16 protein-coding genes and 1 pseudogene are annotated in these 17147 nt (G+C 38.3%); 5 read left to right on the forward strand and 12 right to left on the reverse strand.

Annotation, left to right across the window (positions count from 1 at the left end; translation table 11 throughout):
* The first annotated feature begins 26 nt into the window (after nucleotides 1-26).
* Together E4O04_RS12460 and tyrS are read left to right on the forward strand one after the other, a co-directional pair.
* Complete coding sequence (locus tag E4O04_RS12460) at nucleotides 27-779, forward strand: Rpn family recombination-promoting nuclease/putative transposase (protein WP_253708364.1); 753 nt, start codon at nucleotides 27-29, stop codon at nucleotides 777-779.
* 49 nt (nucleotides 780-828) lie between these two features.
* On the forward strand, nucleotides 829-2049 hold the full coding sequence (gene tyrS / locus E4O04_RS12465; RefSeq protein ID WP_253686925.1) for a tyrosine--tRNA ligase: 1221 nt from the start codon (nucleotides 829-831) through the stop codon (nucleotides 2047-2049).
* Between the two features lie 31 nt (nucleotides 2050-2080).
* On the opposite strand, the gene E4O04_RS12470 is transcribed toward tyrS, so the two are convergent.
* The 10 genes from E4O04_RS12470 to E4O04_RS12515 all read right to left on the reverse strand — a co-directional run bounded on the left by E4O04_RS12470 (nucleotide 2081) and on the right by E4O04_RS12515 (nucleotide 9145).
* Nucleotides 2081-2821, reverse strand: a complete 741-nt coding sequence (locus E4O04_RS12470) for a 16S rRNA pseudouridine(516) synthase (RefSeq protein ID WP_253686924.1) — start codon at nucleotides 2819-2821, stop codon at nucleotides 2081-2083.
* A gap of 16 nt (nucleotides 2822-2837) precedes the next feature.
* On the reverse strand, nucleotides 2838-3731 hold the full coding sequence (locus tag E4O04_RS12475; RefSeq protein ID WP_253708365.1) for an alpha-hydroxy-acid oxidizing protein: 894 nt from the start codon (nucleotides 3729-3731) through the stop codon (nucleotides 2838-2840).
* Between the two features lie 9 nt (nucleotides 3732-3740).
* Complete coding sequence (locus E4O04_RS12480; RefSeq protein ID WP_253708366.1) at nucleotides 3741-4313, reverse strand: hypothetical protein; 573 nt, start codon at nucleotides 4311-4313, stop codon at nucleotides 3741-3743.
* Entirely contained in the window at nucleotides 4313-5518 is a 1206-nt protein-coding gene (locus tag E4O04_RS12485; RefSeq protein ID WP_253708367.1) for an LIC_12708 family protein, read from the reverse strand. Before E4O04_RS12485 ends, E4O04_RS12480 begins: the two co-directional genes overlap by 1 nt.
* A 15-nt stretch (nucleotides 5519-5533) precedes the next feature.
* Nucleotides 5534-6721 carry a class II aldolase/adducin family protein gene (locus E4O04_RS12490; protein ID WP_253708368.1) on the reverse strand — a complete coding sequence of 396 codons (1188 nt, stop codon included), beginning with the start codon at nucleotides 6719-6721 and terminating at the stop codon, nucleotides 5534-5536.
* A gap of 5 nt (nucleotides 6722-6726) precedes the next feature.
* A complete protein-coding gene (locus E4O04_RS12495; RefSeq protein WP_253688107.1) occupies nucleotides 6727-7296 on the reverse strand; it encodes a response regulator in 570 nt (189 codons plus the stop codon).
* Nucleotides 7297-7350: 54 nt separating this feature from the next.
* A complete protein-coding gene (gene recX / locus E4O04_RS12500; RefSeq protein WP_253708370.1) occupies nucleotides 7351-8019 on the reverse strand; it encodes a recombination regulator RecX in 669 nt (222 codons plus the stop codon).
* Entirely contained in the window at nucleotides 7985-8374 is a 390-nt protein-coding gene (rpsI, locus tag E4O04_RS12505; RefSeq protein ID WP_253686918.1) for a 30S ribosomal protein S9, read from the reverse strand. Before rpsI ends, recX begins: the two co-directional genes overlap by 35 nt.
* 10 nt (nucleotides 8375-8384) lie before the next feature.
* Nucleotides 8385-8813 carry a 50S ribosomal protein L13 gene (gene rplM / locus E4O04_RS12510; RefSeq protein WP_253686917.1) on the reverse strand — a complete coding sequence of 143 codons (429 nt, stop codon included), beginning with the start codon at nucleotides 8811-8813 and terminating at the stop codon, nucleotides 8385-8387.
* Nucleotides 8814-8911: 98 nt separating this feature from the next.
* The gene (locus E4O04_RS12515; protein WP_002670146.1) at nucleotides 8912-9145 is read right to left on the reverse strand and encodes a hypothetical protein; all 234 of its coding nucleotides are present in this window, start codon (nucleotides 9143-9145) and stop codon (nucleotides 8912-8914) included.
* Between the two features lie 412 nt (nucleotides 9146-9557).
* On the opposite strand from E4O04_RS12515, the pseudogene E4O04_RS12520 reads away from it, so the two are divergent.
* The 3 genes and pseudogenes from E4O04_RS12520 to E4O04_RS12530 all read left to right on the forward strand — a co-directional run.
* Nucleotides 9558-11123: pseudogene (locus E4O04_RS12520) on the forward strand (methyl-accepting chemotaxis protein); the annotation flags it as partial.
* A gap of 102 nt (nucleotides 11124-11225) precedes the next feature.
* A complete protein-coding gene (locus tag E4O04_RS12525) occupies nucleotides 11226-13373 on the forward strand; it encodes a methyl-accepting chemotaxis protein (RefSeq protein WP_253708372.1) in 2148 nt (715 codons plus the stop codon).
* Between the two features lie 81 nt (nucleotides 13374-13454).
* Nucleotides 13455-15620, forward strand: coding sequence for a methyl-accepting chemotaxis protein (locus tag E4O04_RS12530; protein ID WP_253708374.1), 2166 nt, complete (start codon nucleotides 13455-13457; stop codon nucleotides 15618-15620).
* A 74-nt stretch (nucleotides 15621-15694) separates the two neighbouring features.
* Here E4O04_RS12530 and E4O04_RS12535 read toward each other — a convergent pair whose 3' ends face one another.
* Together E4O04_RS12535 and E4O04_RS12540 are read right to left on the reverse strand one after the other, a co-directional pair.
* Entirely contained in the window at nucleotides 15695-16408 is a 714-nt protein-coding gene (locus E4O04_RS12535) for a queuosine precursor transporter (protein WP_253686913.1), read from the reverse strand.
* Nucleotides 16409-16457: 49 nt separating this feature from the next.
* The gene (locus E4O04_RS12540) at nucleotides 16458-17144 is read right to left on the reverse strand and encodes a YkgJ family cysteine cluster protein (RefSeq protein WP_253686912.1); all 687 of its coding nucleotides are present in this window, start codon (nucleotides 17142-17144) and stop codon (nucleotides 16458-16460) included.
* Nucleotides 17145-17147: the final 3 nt, after the last annotated feature.

Here is a 17147-nt window from a genome sequence, read left to right on the forward strand (position 1 = left end):
AATGTGAAAAAATTAGGAGAAAACAAATGGTAAAAAGATTCGAAGAATTAACATTACAGGATGATTTTATGTTTTATAAGGTCATGCAAGATCCGAATTTTTGTAAAAGACTTATTGAAATCATACTATCAGACACAATAGGTAAAATTATCTATATTTCTGTTCAGCATAATATTAAAACCTATGAACAGGCAAAGTCAGTAAGGTTTGATGTTCTTGTGCAAACAGAAGATGGTAAATTTTATGATGTGGAAATGCAGGTAAGCAATGAAAGGAATATACCAAAAAAAATGAGGTTTTATCAAGCTGCTATTGATATTTCGTTTTTGGATAAGGGGAATTCTTATAACGCTTTAAACGACAGCTTTATAATTTTTATCTGCACCTTTGATGCTATAGGTAAAAATATACCTGTTTATACATTTGAAAATATTTGCCTTGAAGATAAAAACACATCTTTACAAGACGGCACAAAAAAAGTTATAATAAATGCGAATGCCTTTGAAAATACTGAAGACAAAGATTTAAAGGACTTTTTAGAATATCTTAAAACAGGTAAAACAAATAATGAATTTACAAGGGGGATAGAAGAAATGATACAAACAGTAAAACAAAATGAACAGGCAAGGCAAGAATATAGGTTATTATCTACTTTTGAAATGGATATCAAGAACAATACAAAAAGGGAAACCGCTAGACTTATGAAAATGGAAAAACTGGATATATCTTTAATTAAGAAGGTTACAGGTCTTTCAGAATCCGAAATTGAAAAACTATAATTTTAATACGTTAGTTGACCCAAGCTTAAAATTATTGTATAGTCAAAACATGAACAAAGCATTAAAAAGATTACAAGAGAGGGGCTTTTTTCAGCAATGCACCGACTTGCAAGCCCTATCAGACAGGATGGACAAGGGGCCGATCAGTTTTTACATAGGAACAGATCCCACAGGACCCAGCTTACACATAGGACACATGGTTCCGATGTTTGCCTTAAAGCATTTATGCCGCGAGGGACACAAGGGCATAGTCTTGATAGGAGGAGGCACAGCCCGCATAGGCGACCCATCGGGCAAGACCGAGATGCGCAAAATGCTTCCGTATGATGAGCTCGATAAAAATGCTGCTTCGATTCAAAGGCAGCTTGAAAAATTTTTAGCCGAAGACTTCGCTCAAGTCCGGTTTGCCGACAATAAGGATTGGATTGCAGACTTAAATTACATCGACTTTTTACGCGATATAGGCTCTCATTTTTCGGTAAACAGGATGCTCAGCTTTGAGGCCTACAAAAAAAGAATGGAAACAGGCCTTTCCTTTTTGGAATTTAACTACCAGCTCTTACAAAGCTACGACTTTTTAATGCTCAATCAAAACTACAATGTAGAGCTCCAATTAGGAGGAGACGACCAATGGGGAAACATGGTTGCAGGAAGCGACCTTATCCGCAGAAAGGTATCTAAGGAAGTTTTTGCCCTCACCGTTCCTCTCATTACAAGGTCTGACGGCCAAAAGATGGGAAAGAGCGAAAAGGGAGCCCTCTTCTTGGATCCGGACATGGTTTCGCCCTACGACTTTTTCCAGTATTGGAGAAATGTTGCCGATGCCGATGTCGAAAAATTCATGCTTCTTTTTACCTTCCTATCTATAGAAGAAATAAAGACTATTTGTGCAGGAGACATAAACAAGGCTAAGGAAAGACTGGCCCTTGAAGTTACAGCCGTCATCCACGGAAAGGAAGAAGCCGAAAAAGCCTTGGAAGGCGCAAGGGCAGCTTTTTCGGGCGGCGGCAATAAAGAAGCCATGCCCACAGCAAATTTAAACCTTGCAAAATTAAACGAAGGAATCGGAGTGCTTGACCTCTTTGCCGAAGCAGGACTTGCCTCAACCAAGAGCGAGGCCCGCCGCCTTGTCGAACAGGGAGGAGCTTTTATAAACGAAGAAAAAATCTCCGACATCAAGGCTTTAATCGGAAAAGATAAACTCGATAAGGACAACGAAATGATTCTGCGTGCCGGAAAAAAACGCTTTATGAGGGTAATTTTCGGCTAAACCGGAAGTATATGTTTTAAAATAAACCTCATCAAAAATAATCTCTCAGTGAGTCTATCTCGCAGGCGGAAAGCTCTCGGTATTCCCCGCTTTTTAAGCTTTTATCCAAAACGATTGAGCCGACTGCAATGCGGCGCAGGTAACAAAGTTCGTTGCCTGCGCTCAAGCACATTTTTTTTACCTGATGAAATTTCCCCTCGGTTATATGCATTAAAAATCCGCTTCTATTGGAACCTGTTTTGTTTTCACATCTTTCAAATTTTGCAGGAAGACATCTGTAGCCGTTTTTTAGAACAATTCCATTTTCAAATTCTTCGCAGTAATTTTTAAATTCCTCGGCGGAGAGTTCGCGGCTTAGTTCCAAATAATAGGTCTTGACTGTTCCCGACTTGGGCGAAGTAATCTTATGGGTAATCTCCCCGTCATCGGTGATAATCAAAAGACCTTCGGTATCTATATCAAGCCGTCCAATGGGAAAAAGCTTCATCTTGTCAAAGGGAGCTTTTATATAATCCATTACGGTCTTATGCACGGGATCGCTTGTCGAGGTTACGCAGCCTTGCGGTTTATTAAACATAAGATAAACATTTGTTCTAAGCACAAGAGGTTCGCCGTCTATGGTTATTTTATTTAGCTCCGTATCCAAAATAAAAGAAGGAGAAACAATACGCACCCCGTCCACACAGCAGTTTTTTTTGCGTATCATTTTTTTTACATCGTTTCTGGAGCCGAGGCCGCTTAGGGCCAATATTCTGTCTAAACGGGTTTTCAAATTTTTTCAAAGCTCCTTAACTTGACCGCGAGGCTTCTTTATTTAAGCTCTTATTTAAAATCGAATCTATAAAATTCTTTATGCCGTTTTCCTTATCCCTAAGAAGGGCGGTAATGCAGGGGCGGCCTATCAAAACCTCTTCAATACCTAAAGATGAAGCAGCTATAAAATCTTCTTTCTTTCGTAAGCCGCCGTCTGCCCAAACCTCTCCCGTGTATTTTTTTATTTCCTTTAAATGGGCATGGGCAAAGGCTGCAACGCTTCCCTTATCGGTTTCGATACGTCCCCCGTGATTTGAAATTACGGCAATGTCGGGCTTCAGCTCTTTTATCACCTCGATATCATAAGAGGTAAAAACACCCTTAACGGCAAAGGGAAGCTTGGCATATTTTTTTAAGGCAGCCAAACCCTTTGCAGTCTTTTTTTCAAGATTAACAAGGTTCCGCATAGTTACTATGTTATAAGCATCCGTATCTACCCCGATAATTTCTGCAACCTCTTTTGAGGCTTCGATCCTTTCAAAAAGCTTCATCTGGGGATAGGGCTTTAAAAAAACGGCTCCTTTTTTTTTGACATCCCGTAAAGCCTCGATCCCCGAAAAAAGTTTTAAATCGGGGTACCCGTCCCCTATGCTCAAGGCAAGGCCGGCCTTAACCGAGGCTCCTATAAGGTCAAAGTAAAATTGCCTTTCGTCCTCATAGCCGATATTTTCTACAGCTCCCGTAATAGGTGCAAGGCGGAGCCTCGGCAGAGGATGGGATTGAGAGGTATAATAGTTTTTCCACTCGGCACAGTTTAAAATAAAGTTAGAGCTTTCAAAGACTCCGCCCATCCCGGGAAGTTCTCCTATACAGCCTCTGCCGTCACAGATCTTGCATAATCGGCACTTATATTTTTTGTTTATACTCATTTTATTTTCTCATTTTACTTTTGCAGATAGCACCAAAAGTTTTTCTTTAATATAAATCTCGGCTTGGACTTTTTTTGCATTACCCGATCCATGTTGAGCAGAAAACCTAAGCTCTCCTCCCGTATAAATACCGGACTGAAGAGAAGACGATAATTTATTTCCATCATCATCCAAAAAGATAAAATTTACTCTTACCAAGGCCCCGTCTTTTTCTTCGCTCTCTTTTAAATTTTCTAAAAATTTAGGATTTTCGCTCAAACGTAAATTTGCCAAAACTCTGTCCTGATAAATAAGGGATTTTAATTCCGTTTTTATTCCATAAATCCTTCCCCTATTTTTATCGGAGCGGGTAACAAAAAAAGCAATGTTGATACTTACCAGAACAACTATAACAAAAAATACTGATCTTAAGCCCCTGTTTTCCGTTACGCTTTTTATAAAGCTTCTTCTTTTTACAAAATCGGGATCGTGCAGCTGTCTGACCTTTTCGGATGCATTTTTAATTCTATCTTCTCTATTATAGCGTGTAAAAACATCACGCGAAGAAGAATCCCTTTTTTCAAACAGATCATCATCACTCATTATTTATCTCCGATAATCTTATCGGCCCTCCACCATACAATTAAGGCCTTATCGTCTCTGGCAAGAAGGGCTGAGATAATTCCTTTGGAAGAAACATGGAAGGTATTATAAAACATTTCTCCGCTTGAAACAATCAAATCTTTTTTATATTTTTTGTGGGATTTTAAATTCATAATCTCAAGAGCATAGCCTTTACTTGTCGGAGTCAACAAATAGCACCAGCCTTTTTCGGTAATGCCTATCATTTCATAAACTTTTTTAAAAGTAATATTTTCGTTTCCCGATACTTCAGTTCCCTCATAGGCATCTATATCCGTTTTTTTATCATACTTACCGGTTTTAATATTTAAAAAATACAAGCAGCTTTTATCGTAACTTACTCCAAGGTTTGCCTTAGTTGCGGCATCCTTTTCTTCAAGATAGTAATCAATCTTGATATATAAATAAAGATCATCAAAATCCGGAATTATCTTATCTATTGAAGAAAATATTTTAACGGAACCTTCATAGGGATTCGGTATAGCATTAAAAAAGATAGGTATCTTATATAAAAGATCGCCCATGCGGTTATACCAATAAATTTTTAAACTCGTCTGTGTCCGGCAAACGACTATTATATCGTTGGAAGAATTTGTATGAATCCCCTCAATAGAAGGAAACGGTGTCCCGCCGAAACCTTCCTGCCCCAGGTAGTCTATAAAATTTCCGTTTTCGTCGAAATGCAGGATTATATCCCTTAGAGCCAAATTCTCCTCATGATCGTACTCGATTCTTTCATCTAAAACCGAATCTACAACAAAGAGGTCCTTAGAAGAGCTTACGGTTAACAGAGCAGGATGGTTAAAGGGATATTTTACGGATCCCCTTGTAGTCGCCTTAACATCCTGAGGATTATTCTGCATAAAGGAAGGTTCCATATTTGACTCGGGATTATAAAAAAAGGTAAGCAAATCTCCGAATGAAGAGAGTTTTAAAATTTTTTGCCCGCCGGAATTTACAATATAGAATATACCTTCCTTCATTAAAATCTGAGTATCGGGGCGTGAGTAGGTACTGTTCAAATTAAAAAGATTTAGCTCATTTTCAAAAAGTCCGTAATTAAGGGTAAACTTTTCTTCTCTTTCAAGCTCTAAAGGAGTTTCGCGTCTACAGCCGAATAAAAGGCCGATAAAAACTACAAGCAATATTTTTTTTATATTTTTCATCTTAAATTTAAACCTCTAAATTTGTAAACTCATTTTGGAATACTCTCCGATGTAACCGCTTCTCATTCTTTGTGCACTTCTTCTGCTGATCGGAAAATAATTTTTAAATTTCCATGAAAGGACGAAGGCCAAAAGATTTTTTTCTAAAATTTCGTTTAAGGGCCGAATATCATCCTTATCGGAAACACAGCAGAGGCCTCCGCTTTCATTTATCAACACGCAAGAACGGTTTTTCAAGGCATCCACAATTTCGCCGCTCATCTCTTCAGCCCGGCTTTCAAAAAACGGAAACAAAAAGATGTTTTCTCCGGCAATCTGAGCAAAATCATCTAAAAAAGCGGGGATGCAGTTATCTATGTTCATTTTTTTTGAAACAAAAAAAGCGGAAGGCATGGAGCTTTGCTCTATAAAGTTAATCTCGGGATATGTATCATATATACGCCTATGTAAATCGGCTTGAAAATCAAAAAGGCCTTCCGTTATATTTCCGGATTTTATATCCATCTTGCAAACGGTAATATTGGTAGTTTTATCGTAAACAGTACATGAGTCTCCTTCACGGCAGCTTGCATAAAAATTAATCAAAGGCTGCAAGGCCTTTCTTTCATACCTCCTGTAAGCAAGGGCAAGGGCCGGAACTTCAGCAAAGATCAAATTACGGCAAAGTTCTTCCAAAGCCTCAGCTTGTTTAAAAGCTTCATCTGCATCAGCACCAAAACAGACCGCCCCATGTTGAGACATTATTATTGCTCCGGCCGGCCTAGTTAAACATTTTACGGTGTTACGGGCGATTTTTTTTGTACCCGAAGAAGCATACTTCGCAACAGGTACGGATTCCCCCAAAATAGAGCTTAACGCCTTGTCCTCCACAGGTATGGAAGAAAAACAGCCCGAAACGGCAGAGGCAAATTTTTGATGTGTATGGATTATAAATTTTATATTTTGATCGGCTTTATAAAGACCTGCATGAACATAGCATTCAGAAGAAGGCTTGATAGGCCCTGAGCTTTCAGGCCTGTTTATTTTAAGAACAACTATGTGTTCGGGCTTTAAGTCTTCATAAGCATAGCCGGAAGGAGTGATAGCAAAAGTATCGGCATCAATACGGACACTTACATTTCCCCATGTACGTACCGTCAAACCGGACGTTAAAAGCCTTTTTCCCGTCTCTATTATAACACTTTTTGCTTTATCAAGGGTCATTCGCTCTAGCTTACAACCTCGTTTATTTCTCTCAATATAGCATTGAAATCTATAGGCTTCCTAAAGAAGGAATCTGCCCCCAGATCTTTCATTTGCTTTTCTAAGGTATCGTCGTCCAATCCGGTTATAACGATTATATAAGGCTGACCGAAGAAGGGGTCTGTCTTTATTTTTTTGCATATTTCCTTACCGTTGACTCCGGGAAGGTCTATATCCAAAATAACAAATCCGGGTTTATGTTTTACAAGCTGGGTCCCTGCATCAAAGCCGTCGAAGGACTTGTATACAGTCAAATTAGGAAGGTTTTTATTAAAAAATGAAGCGACAGCCTCATTTAAAACAACGTCATCATCTATAATTATGATGGAATTCCAATGAGCATCATCCAACGAATCTTGCAACTCAGGAGGAATCTTCATTCCTCTTTCTTTTATAAAGAGGAGCAAGTCTTCATAATATACCCTATATTGTCCGCCCGGCGTATTAAAAGCTTTTAAATAACCGTTTCTAATCCAGTTAATGGCAGTCTGATTTACAACTCCGCATATATTTGCAACCTCAAGGGCGGAGTACATTTTAACTCGTCTTCTATTTTCGCTTTTACCCATAGTATAACAATGAAACAAACCTTAAAAAGAGTCGGTAATGTTTTCAATTCCCTCCAAACATATATTTACAGTGCTAACGGAAAAACCCAGTCTATACATTTTTTGCATCAACCGAGGTTTATCCAATCCATTTATCAGCTGTTTTTCCAAAGCTTTTCGGCAAAGTTCTTCTTCTGAATGCTCCGAAAAAAACTCATTAAGCACATCCTCAACAATTTTAAAGCTCACTCCTCTTAGGGCCAGCTCGGAGGCCAATCTATTACGGCCTTCTTTTTTACTGATAACTCTGGTGTTAAGCCAAGCTACGGCAAACCGCCTGTCATCAAGTAAACCTTTTCCCGTAAGGTAATCGAGTGCCGGATTAATTTCAGAGGCTAAAAAGCCTTTTTTTCTGAGCTTCAAATCCAACTGAAACCGGGAATGTTCAGCTCTGTACAAATAGGCTGCAGCGGCACACTCAGCCTCATAAATTCTTACCGCATTAAGAAGAGCATCAAGCGACTCTTCACTTATAGGGCAACCGCATTCACCAACAAGACCGTCAAAGTCATCTTCATCAAAATAATTAGGCCTTGTTACAAAAGACACTCCTTCAGAATTGATGATTTTCACCAAATCCGAAGAAGTGCTGCATATATCCGCAATAGAAAAAGGATTAACGCTTGCTGAACTGGAATCTTCGTCTTGCACCGCGCTGACCGAATTTTTTTCGTTCAACCATTCGTGAGTCACGTGTAAGCAAGCCGTTAGCCTTTAGGGATGCATGATTTGATGCATCTACCTGAGCTAAAGCTCTTGCAATTCCGTGAGAGCACGCACCGGCTTGGCCTGTAAGACCTCCGCCTCGTACAGTGATGATAATATCATACTTAGATTCACCCGCAGTAACCATTAAGGGTTCTTTTGCTTTTTGGATTTGTTCCGGAGTAGCAAAGTATTCGTTAATGTCTTTATCATTGATCATTAACTTACCTTTACCATCCCGAATGTATACTCGCGCCACTGAAGTTTTTCGTCGGCCTGTTCCCATTCCAATATTTTTCACTTTACTCTCCTTATACTTCAACCGCTATGGGGTTCTGTGCTTGGTGAGGATGTTCGGGGCCTGCATAGACCTTAACATTCGTTAAAAGCTTTCTTCCAAGGGGGCCCTTAGGAAGCATACCTTTAATTGCAATCATCAAGGGCTCAGCCGGTTTTTTAGCGATTAAACCGCTAAAGTTGATGGACTTTAAGCCGCCTACATAACCGGAGTGAGTATAGTACATCTTATCCTTAGCCTTATTTCCTGTTACGGCTACTTTTTCGGCATTAATAATAACGACATAATCACCGATTTCCTGATGAGGTGCAAAACCTACCTTGTGCTTTCCTCTCAGCATAGCTGCAGTCTTAGCAGCAACGCGGCCAAGCGGCTTCCCGGCGGCATCAATAACGTACCAAGAGCGCGGCGCTTCATGTTCTTTTAAAAAAATAGTTTTCATTTAATGTATACCTTCTACAAACAATATATGCAGATAATGTGGGTTCTGATATTATAACTAAATATAGAATAAGTGTCAATAACTTAATGCAATGACAATTACTCGGCTTTATTTTCGGCAGCCTTCATAGCTGCTTCTTCTTTTCTTGCGTCTTGCTTGTCTTTAATATCGGCAATTCCGATAAATACGGAAATAAGGCCGACAAAGGCTGCAAAAATAGGTAAACCGCCTCTTAAAAATAAGAGAATATCCTGTCCCCAAGCCAAGCCCATGGGGAGGGCTGCAATAACCGTAAAAGCGATTAAAACAATACCAATAATAAGTGCTAGCATTTAAAGCCTCCTAATTCTTTTTAATTATTACATATTTAAGCACTTTCGTCAACTAGAGACAAAAAATCAAAACATGGAATAAAGAAACTTGACATATTGATTCTACGGGTTTAAAATATATGTATTAAAATTGTAAAAGGAGAAAAAAATGCCAAATAGTACAAAATCAATAGGTTCAAAAAGAAGAAGTCTTATTCTTAAAATCGGGGGAATTTTTTTTATATCCTTGCTTGTTGCTATAGGAGTTTTAACCGGAATCAGTGTTTATTCGGTCAAATCAACATCTCAAAGTGCAGTTTACAGCAGTGTAATTCATCAACTCGATGGAGACTTGGCAATAATAGAGGCCTATCTTGAAGCAGTTTACGGTAATTTACGTATCAAGGACTCTGTTCTAACAGGAACAAAAAAAACTGTCGATCACGAAATAATAGATATGCTTTCAAAAAAGCTGGGAGCCGAAATTACAATCTTTGCTTATGAAAATAATGAATTCAAACGTATCATTACGACAATTTTTGATGAAACAGGAAGAAGAGCTTTAGGAACAACGCTTAGTCACTCAGAGGCCTATGAAGCAATATCGCGAAGCAAAGAATATAGCGGAAATGCTCTAATCTTAAATAAAGCCTTTATCACAAAATATAAGCCTATAGTTCGGGACGGTAAGATACAATTTGTCCTTTTCTGTGGGACAGAAATTACCGACATCAATAGCGAAATAAGCTCGAAACTTCATTATGCTGTTATCTATACTCTGATAGGCTCAGGTGCTATTTTAGTTACTGTAATACTTATAACCATAAGCCTCCTTCAAGGTCTAATAGTAAGGCCCATCTTAAAAGTTGTTTCAGTATTTAAGCAGGTTGGAGAAGGCGACCTAACTGTCTCCATTCCTCTAATCGGAAATGATGAAATAACGGCTCTGTCGTCCCACTTTAACCAGACAATAGGAAAAATGAGTTCTGCACTCCGCTCTGTACATAATAGTGCCGAAAAAATGGTTCAAACAGGCAGCGAACTTGCAGGAAACATGACCGAAACGGCGAGCGCAATCCATCAAATAAGTGCAAACATAGACGGCGTTAAGCAGCAAACTATAAATCAATCGGCAAGCGTTACGGAAAGCGTTTCAACTGTAGAGCAAATTATCCATACAATCAAACAACTAAATGACAGCATTGAAAATCAGGCAGCCAGCGTCAGCGAATCTTCTGCATCGATAGAAGAAATGGCGGCAAATATTTCTTCTATAACCAAAACACTGGCTAAAACTGATGAAATAGTTAAAAATCTTACAGAGGCCACCGCTGACGGACAAGAAACCATTATACAATCCAACAATCTTTCTCAAAAAATAATAGAAGAATCGGGAAGTCTTTTTGAAGCCTCAAGCGTTATACAGCATATTGCAAGCCAAACAAACCTCTTAGCCATGAATGCGGCAATTGAGGCCGCTCACGCAGGAGAGGCCGGAAAGGGCTTTGCTGTTGTTGCAGATGAAATCAGAAAACTAGCAGAAGAGTCAAGTTCACAGGGTAAAGCAATCACCTCAACTCTAAAAAATTTATCAAATGAAATAGAAATGCTTTCAACTTCATCAAGAACCGTAGAAGATAAATTCAATATTATCTTTAATCTTGCAGAAAATGTAAAAGAAATGAGCAATACCATAATGTCCGCAATGCTGGAACAAGAAAACGGAAGCAAGGAAATTCTAACCGCAATACGGAATATTAATTCGGTAACGGAGAAAGTAAAGGGAGGCTCAGCCGAAATGATCTTAGGCGGAGAAGGCATTGCCGACGAAATGCGGAAACTTGAAAACATGACACGAATGATAAATGACAGTATAAACGAGATGGCATCAGGAGCAACCCAAATAAGCAGGGCTGTAGAAGAAGTTAACGATATAACTCAAAAAAATAAGCAAAATATTGAAGTATTAGCGGGAGAAGTCAACAAATTCAAAATATAAATTGTAAAAAGCAATAAATAATGAGGTAACAGCTTGAACAAATCCTAATATCCGTATAGATTGTCTTCTCTGAAATGACACAAAGATATTTAGGAGCATATCATGAAAGAGAAAAATCAAAAGACAAAGGGATTATCAATCCGGACAAAATTTATCATAGCTTTTACCTCTGCAATTATTGCAATAATACTTTCAATTTGCACGATAATAGGAATACAGGTATATAAAGCAGGCATCAATCAATTTGAGCAGATCATATCGCAACAAGCATCAATTGTTCAGCAAATGTTTGAACTTTTTACAAAAAACAATAAAAACATAGTTACAACTTTAAGTGAAAATCCTAAAATAAAAAATTTAAGAGATAACCTTAGAAACTATAGCTTTGATAAAACAAAGGCACCGGATCCTGAATTATATGATACGGTTTTACAAGAAGAAATAAATTCAATCCTAAAAAATGCTTCAAAGAATTTTCCGGAATTTGATGAAGTTTATTTGGGAACAAAATGGGGTGGGGACTCTACATCAGGAAACGGAGAAGATCCGGGGTATGACCCTCGAACCCGTTCATGGTTTGTTAAAGCCAAAAGTAATCAGGAAAAAGTCATAATTACCCCGGCCTACATTTCCACCAGCGGTAAGGCGGTAATAACCTTTACTAAGGCAATTAAATCTCCCAAAAATGAATTTGTCGGAGCCTTAGGTATAGATATAAGTCTTGATGAATTAACCGGTTTTGTAAATAATATCAAAATAGGAAACACCGGTTATGCAATGCTTATCCAAGATGACGGCATAATTCTAGCAGATCCTGCCCACCCCGAAGTAAATAATAAAAAACTGGAAGACTCGGGAATTCCGGCTTTTAGTATGTTCAAAGAAATGATAGAAGGTTCCATAAAATTAAAAATAGACGGAAAAAACTGGAATGTAAGAATTTTTCATATCGATGAGCTTAACTGGAAGCTGGTTACACTTGTAGAAAGGTATGAGGTAGTTTCTACTTTTGACAAAATCATTCAAAATATGATAGCAATAGGTGCAGGCTTAATTATTCTTTGCCTAATAGGTGTTTTCATTTTTTCAAAACGGCTTTTAGCCTTTTTTAAAAAAATAGGACAAATACTGGAAAAGATTTCTAAAGGAGATCTCTCAGATAGGCTTACATACAAAAAAAGAGATGAGCTGGGCCGGCTGGTAAATTATTTTAATTCCTCTTTGGATAATATAAGCCGCATGATAAGCTCTCTCAGAAAAGAGGCTGACTCAATGAACCAAATTGGAGCAGTTCTTTCTACAAATATGACAGAAACTGCAAGTGCAGTAAAAGAAATAAGCAGCAATGTAGAAAATGTCCGTGAACAAATTTATACACAGTCCGCAAGCCGCAATAAAACGGCTGAGACCATAGAACAAATAATCAAAACAATAAAGGTTTTAAATGAAAGTATCGAGGTGCAAAATTCAAGCATAGGCCGATCTTCTTCATCGATTGAAGAAATGGTAGCAAATATACATTCAATAAGTCAAATACTTGATAAAAACAACAGTTTAATAAAAGATTTACACGAAAAAACTCAAAAAGGAAAAGAAGGTGCAAGAACAGCAAACTCAGTTGTTACAAAAATAGCCGAAAAGTCCGATTCGCTTGTTGAAGCCAGCTTGGTTATCCAAAACATTGCAAGTCAGACCAATCTTTTAGCTATGAATGCCGCTATAGAAGCAGCCCATGCAGGAGAAAGCGGCAAAGGCTTTGCTGTTGTTGCCGACGAAATAAGAAAATTGGCAGAAGAATCAAATGCTCAAGGAAAGCAGATAGGTACGGTTTTAAAAGAATCTATAGAAATAATAAACAACCTTATCATTGCCGGCAGCGGGGCAGAGAAAAATTTTGATGAAGTCTATGAGCTTACCACAAACATTTCCAATCAAGAAGATGTTATAAATCAGGCCATGAAAGAACAATCTATGGGAAGCACCGAAATTCTTGAAGCTATAAGAGACATAACGGATGTTACCGAAAAAGTTAAAAACGGCTCAGCAGAAATGCTTGCAGGAAGCGAAAATGTTGCAAAAGAAATGTCCAAACTGGAAGAGTTGGGCAATATTATCAGCAACAGCGTAAATGAAATGGCAGCAGGATCGGCACAGATAAATAATGCCGTACAAGAAGTAAATCTGATTACACAAAAAAATAAAAACAGCATTCAAAATCTTGTAGACGAGGTACAAAAGTTTAAAATTTAAATATATAATCTTGCATTATTTACAATATGGGTGTAAACTATTTATAAGACATAATCTAAAGTGTATTTTTTAGGAGGAAAAATGAACGATAAAGAATTAGTTGTTGCAAAGCCTGCTGCAAAAAAAGAATTAGTTATGCGGGATGGTGTATCGGAAGATAGGATATTTTCTATTGGAAAAAAACTCCTTATCCTTTTTGCTGCAATCGTTGTTATTTCCGTATCTACTCAGGGAATAATAGGAGCCCTTATGGCAAGAAAAGCAATTCTTCAAAAAATAGAGATACATTTAACCGATAAGGCTACAGATACCGCCGGCATTATAGATTCGATGGTGTATTCTTTTTTGAATTTTGTATCAAGTGCATCCAGGGCTTCAGAGTTAAGAAATATTGATGTCCCATATTCCGAAAAAATAGCCTACTTAAAAAAAGAAGCGGCTTTTAACCCAAGAATATCCGAATTTTCAATAACGGATATAAACGGAAACTGTCACACACTTGACGGACGGGTATTTAATGTAAATGATCGTGAATGGTTTAAAAGAGCTTTAGCAGGAGAACAATTCGTATCGGAGCCGTATAAGTCAAGAACTGACGGAAGTCTTGTAAATACTCTTTCTGTTCCCGTATATGATTATGATAATAAAATAATAGGAGTACTTGCAGCAGATACTCCGGGCACAGAGCTTTCGGACGACATAGATCACATTACAGTCGGAAGAAGCGGCTACTGTTTTATATTGGGCAAAACCGGTAATGCCGTAGCCCACCGCAACAGAGACTTAGTAATCAATCAAGACAATTTCCAAGAAAACGCAAAAACAAATCCGGCATTAGTGTCAATTGCAAACTTTGCAAAACAAGCCATGCAGTCAAAAAAAACCTCCATCGGTTATTATACTTTTAATGGAGAAGAAAATATCGGATCCTATGCTATTATGCAGTCAACAGGCTGGATGGTAGTAATAAGGGCGCCGGTTGACGACTTTATGGACACCGTAAAAAGCCTTCAATATCTTATGGTTGTAACGGGCTTTACACTCTTGGGTGTAGCCTTAGTATCGACATTTATTGTAACACGCCGAATGATCCTGCCTCTGCAAAAAGTTGTTTTGGCTTTAAAAGATATTGCCCAAGGCGAAGGAGATCTCACAGTTCGGCTTCCCGTTGCAAGCAATGATGAGGTTACTTTGCTGTCAAGATATTTTAACCAGACTATCGAAAAGATAGGCAATTCGATAAAATCTGTAGGAACAAATACAAACACCATGCAGTTTATAGGAGATGAACTTGCAAGTAATATGACCCAAACTGCAAGTGCCGTAGAAGAGATTAACTCAAATATCGACAACATAAAAGAGCAGGCTCTAACTCAGGCAGCAAGCGTAACCGAAACGGCAGCAACGGTTGAGCAGATCATCCGTACAATAAAACAGCTTAACAACAGCATCGAGACACAGGCAGCAAGCGTTGCCGAATCCTCTTCATCCATTGAACAAATGGTTGCAAATATTGCATCGATTACACAAACATTGGGTAAGAGCGATAACATTATAAGAGAGCTGGCAGATGCTACAGCAGAAGGAAAAGGCAAGGTTTCTACGGCAAGTGAAGTAACCCAAAAAATAGCTGAAGAATCGGGAAGTTTGATGGAAGCCTCCAATGTTATACAGCATATTGCAAGCCAAACAAACCTCTTGGCGATGAATGCGGCAATTGAAGCAGCCCATGCAGGAGAAGCCGGAAAAGGCTTTGCAGTAGTAGCTGACGAAATAAGGAAGCTTGCAGAAGAATCAAGTGCGCAAGGAAAAACCATTACATCTACCCTTAAAAATCTTTCAGGTGAGATAGACCTATTGGCTGAATCAGCTAAAACCGTTGAAGGAAAATTTAACTCAATTTTTACTCTTGCAGAAAATGTAAAAGAGATGAGTAACAGCATTATGGAAGCAATGAGTGAACAGGAAAACGGCAGTAAAGAAGTCTTAGCTGCAATCCGGAATATCAATACTGTAACACTGGAAGTCAAGCAAGGTTCATCAGAGATGCTAAAAGGAGGAGAAGGTATAGCTCAAGAAATGAGCAAACTTGATGAGCTTACCAGGACAATTACAAACCGGATGAATGAAATGGCATCAGGAGCATTGCAAATAAATCATGCCGTCCAAGAGGTTCAAGGTATAACTCAAAAGAATAAAGAAAGCATAGAAGGCTTGGCTGGTGAGGTAATGAAATTCAAGGTTTAGCATAAAATCATCAAGCAATAAAGTTATAAGTTTGACCCATCCTTAAAAATTTAAGGATGGGTATTTTTTAAAGTCTATTTTCCCGGAAGGGGATTATAGCTCACATTGTAATCATAAACGTCAATCTGTTCATGTTTTTTTACAAAAGAAATTACTTTATAAGTCAGCGGCGTAAAGATAACTTCTATAAAAGTTTTAAAAAGATAGTTTGAAAAAATCATTATGATGAGAACATTTAAACTGTAAAGGCCTAAGAAAGCAATCACAACAAAAACGATGCTGTCCAAAAGCTGTCCTACTAATGTAGAGCCTATTGTTCTAAGCCATAAATACTTGCCCTTTGTTGCTACCTTTAGCTTAGATAAAACCACCGAGTTGGAATACTCGCCGATAAAATAACCGCAAAGGCTGCCCGCAGAAATACGTGGCATCTGCAAAAGAATGTTCTCAAAATCTTTTTGAAATATCCACTCTGCTTCGGCAGGAAGAACGCTTATAAGCCGGATATTTAGACTCATAAGAAGAAGCATAAAAAACCCGGTCCAAATAACCTTTCTTGAAGCCCTATAACCATAGACTTCAGCTAAAACATCTCCAAAAATATAAGAAAAAGGAAAGAGAAGAGTACCTCCGTCAAAAACGAAGGGGCCAAGCTGTACCATCTTTGCCGCAAGAATATTCGACAAAACCAAAACGCCTACAAAGAGTCCGGAAATTACCGGCAAGAAATTCGTTTTCTTAATGGGGTCATTTTCATTTACCCCTTGAGTTAGTTGTGTATTTTCCATGGCCGCGATACTAACACAAAGATAAAAAAAAGTGAATAAGCCCAATTTACTACGATGCAAGAGGAGGCGTTTCAGGATCCGTATCGGGTTCAAATTCAGGATTATGAGAATATTTTTCAAGCATAAGAATTTTAGAAATTGCAGCCGGTAAGGCTTCCCGCATCGGAAGAGGATGGGAAGAACCCTCAGTCATAAAGCATAAAATTCTTGAAGTAAAATCGCTCATTACCGGGGGCAAAGTACCGAATGTATCCATCAAATCATTTTGAGAATATTGCTTAATCTTAGATGCAGAAAGATTCTTATCCATTGAAACAAGATATTTACATGGCCGCCAGCGGACAGAAAAATCTTTGCCTCTATCTCCGGAATAACCGAAAAGACGGCATATCAAACAACGCCCTCCATACACGGTGCAATGATAAGGATTATCAATATCAAAAAGAAGACACCCGTTTTCTTTATCCATAACATTTTCATTAAATTTCCCTTCAAGTATTTGTAAGGCTCTTCCTCTTTGATGAAAAACAAGCCATGACGCAAGATAAAGAGCTTCGACTTCATAAATTTCCGGTTCAAAATGAATACAGCAGGCTCCGCAGCCGTCAATGCATTTGATTGGACACCTAGCCATCCACTCCGCTTCGGCTTCTTCAATTTCCTTATATACCCTATCCAAAAGCAAAATCATTTCGGCAGCCTTTGTGTGTTTAAAACTTTCCGTTTCTTTTTCCATAAT

Origin of the sequence: Treponema sp. OMZ 799 (assembly GCF_024181365.1) — a bacterium.
Lineage (GTDB): Bacteria > Spirochaetota > Spirochaetia > Treponematales > Treponemataceae > Treponema_B.

Bases quoted from the DNA above. Each gene is read 5' to 3' on its own strand.
- E4O04_RS12460 (WP_253708364.1), top strand. From the start codon at position 27: ATGGTAAAAAGATTCGAAGAATTAACATTACAGGATGATTTTATGTTT.
- tyrS (WP_253686925.1), top strand. From the start codon at position 829: ATGAACAAAGCATTAAAAAGATTACAAGAGAGGGGCTTTTTTCAGCAA.
- E4O04_RS12475 (WP_253708365.1), bottom strand. From the start codon at position 3,731: ATGAGTATAAACAAAAAATATAAGTGCCGATTATGCAAGATCTGTGAC.
- E4O04_RS12480 (WP_253708366.1), bottom strand. From the start codon at position 4,313: ATGAGTGATGATGATCTGTTTGAAAAAAGGGATTCTTCTTCGCGTGAT.
- E4O04_RS12485 (WP_253708367.1), bottom strand. From the start codon at position 5,518: ATGAAAAATATAAAAAAAATATTGCTTGTAGTTTTTATCGGCCTTTTA.
- E4O04_RS12490 (WP_253708368.1), bottom strand. From the start codon at position 6,721: ATGACCCTTGATAAAGCAAAAAGTGTTATAATAGAGACGGGAAAAAGG.
- E4O04_RS12495 (WP_253688107.1), bottom strand. From the start codon at position 7,296: ATGTACTCCGCCCTTGAGGTTGCAAATATATGCGGAGTTGTAAATCAG.
- rplM (WP_253686917.1), bottom strand. From the start codon at position 8,813: ATGAAAACTATTTTTTTAAAAGAACATGAAGCGCCGCGCTCTTGGTAC.
- E4O04_RS12515 (WP_002670146.1), bottom strand. From the start codon at position 9,145: ATGCTAGCACTTATTATTGGTATTGTTTTAATCGCTTTTACGGTTATT.
- E4O04_RS12525 (WP_253708372.1), top strand. From the start codon at position 11,226: ATGAAAGAGAAAAATCAAAAGACAAAGGGATTATCAATCCGGACAAAA.
- E4O04_RS12530 (WP_253708374.1), top strand. From the start codon at position 13,455: ATGAACGATAAAGAATTAGTTGTTGCAAAGCCTGCTGCAAAAAAAGAA.
- E4O04_RS12535 (WP_253686913.1), bottom strand. From the start codon at position 16,408: ATGGAAAATACACAACTAACTCAAGGGGTAAATGAAAATGACCCCATT.
- E4O04_RS12540 (WP_253686912.1), bottom strand. From the start codon at position 17,144: ATGGAAAAAGAAACGGAAAGTTTTAAACACACAAAGGCTGCCGAAATG.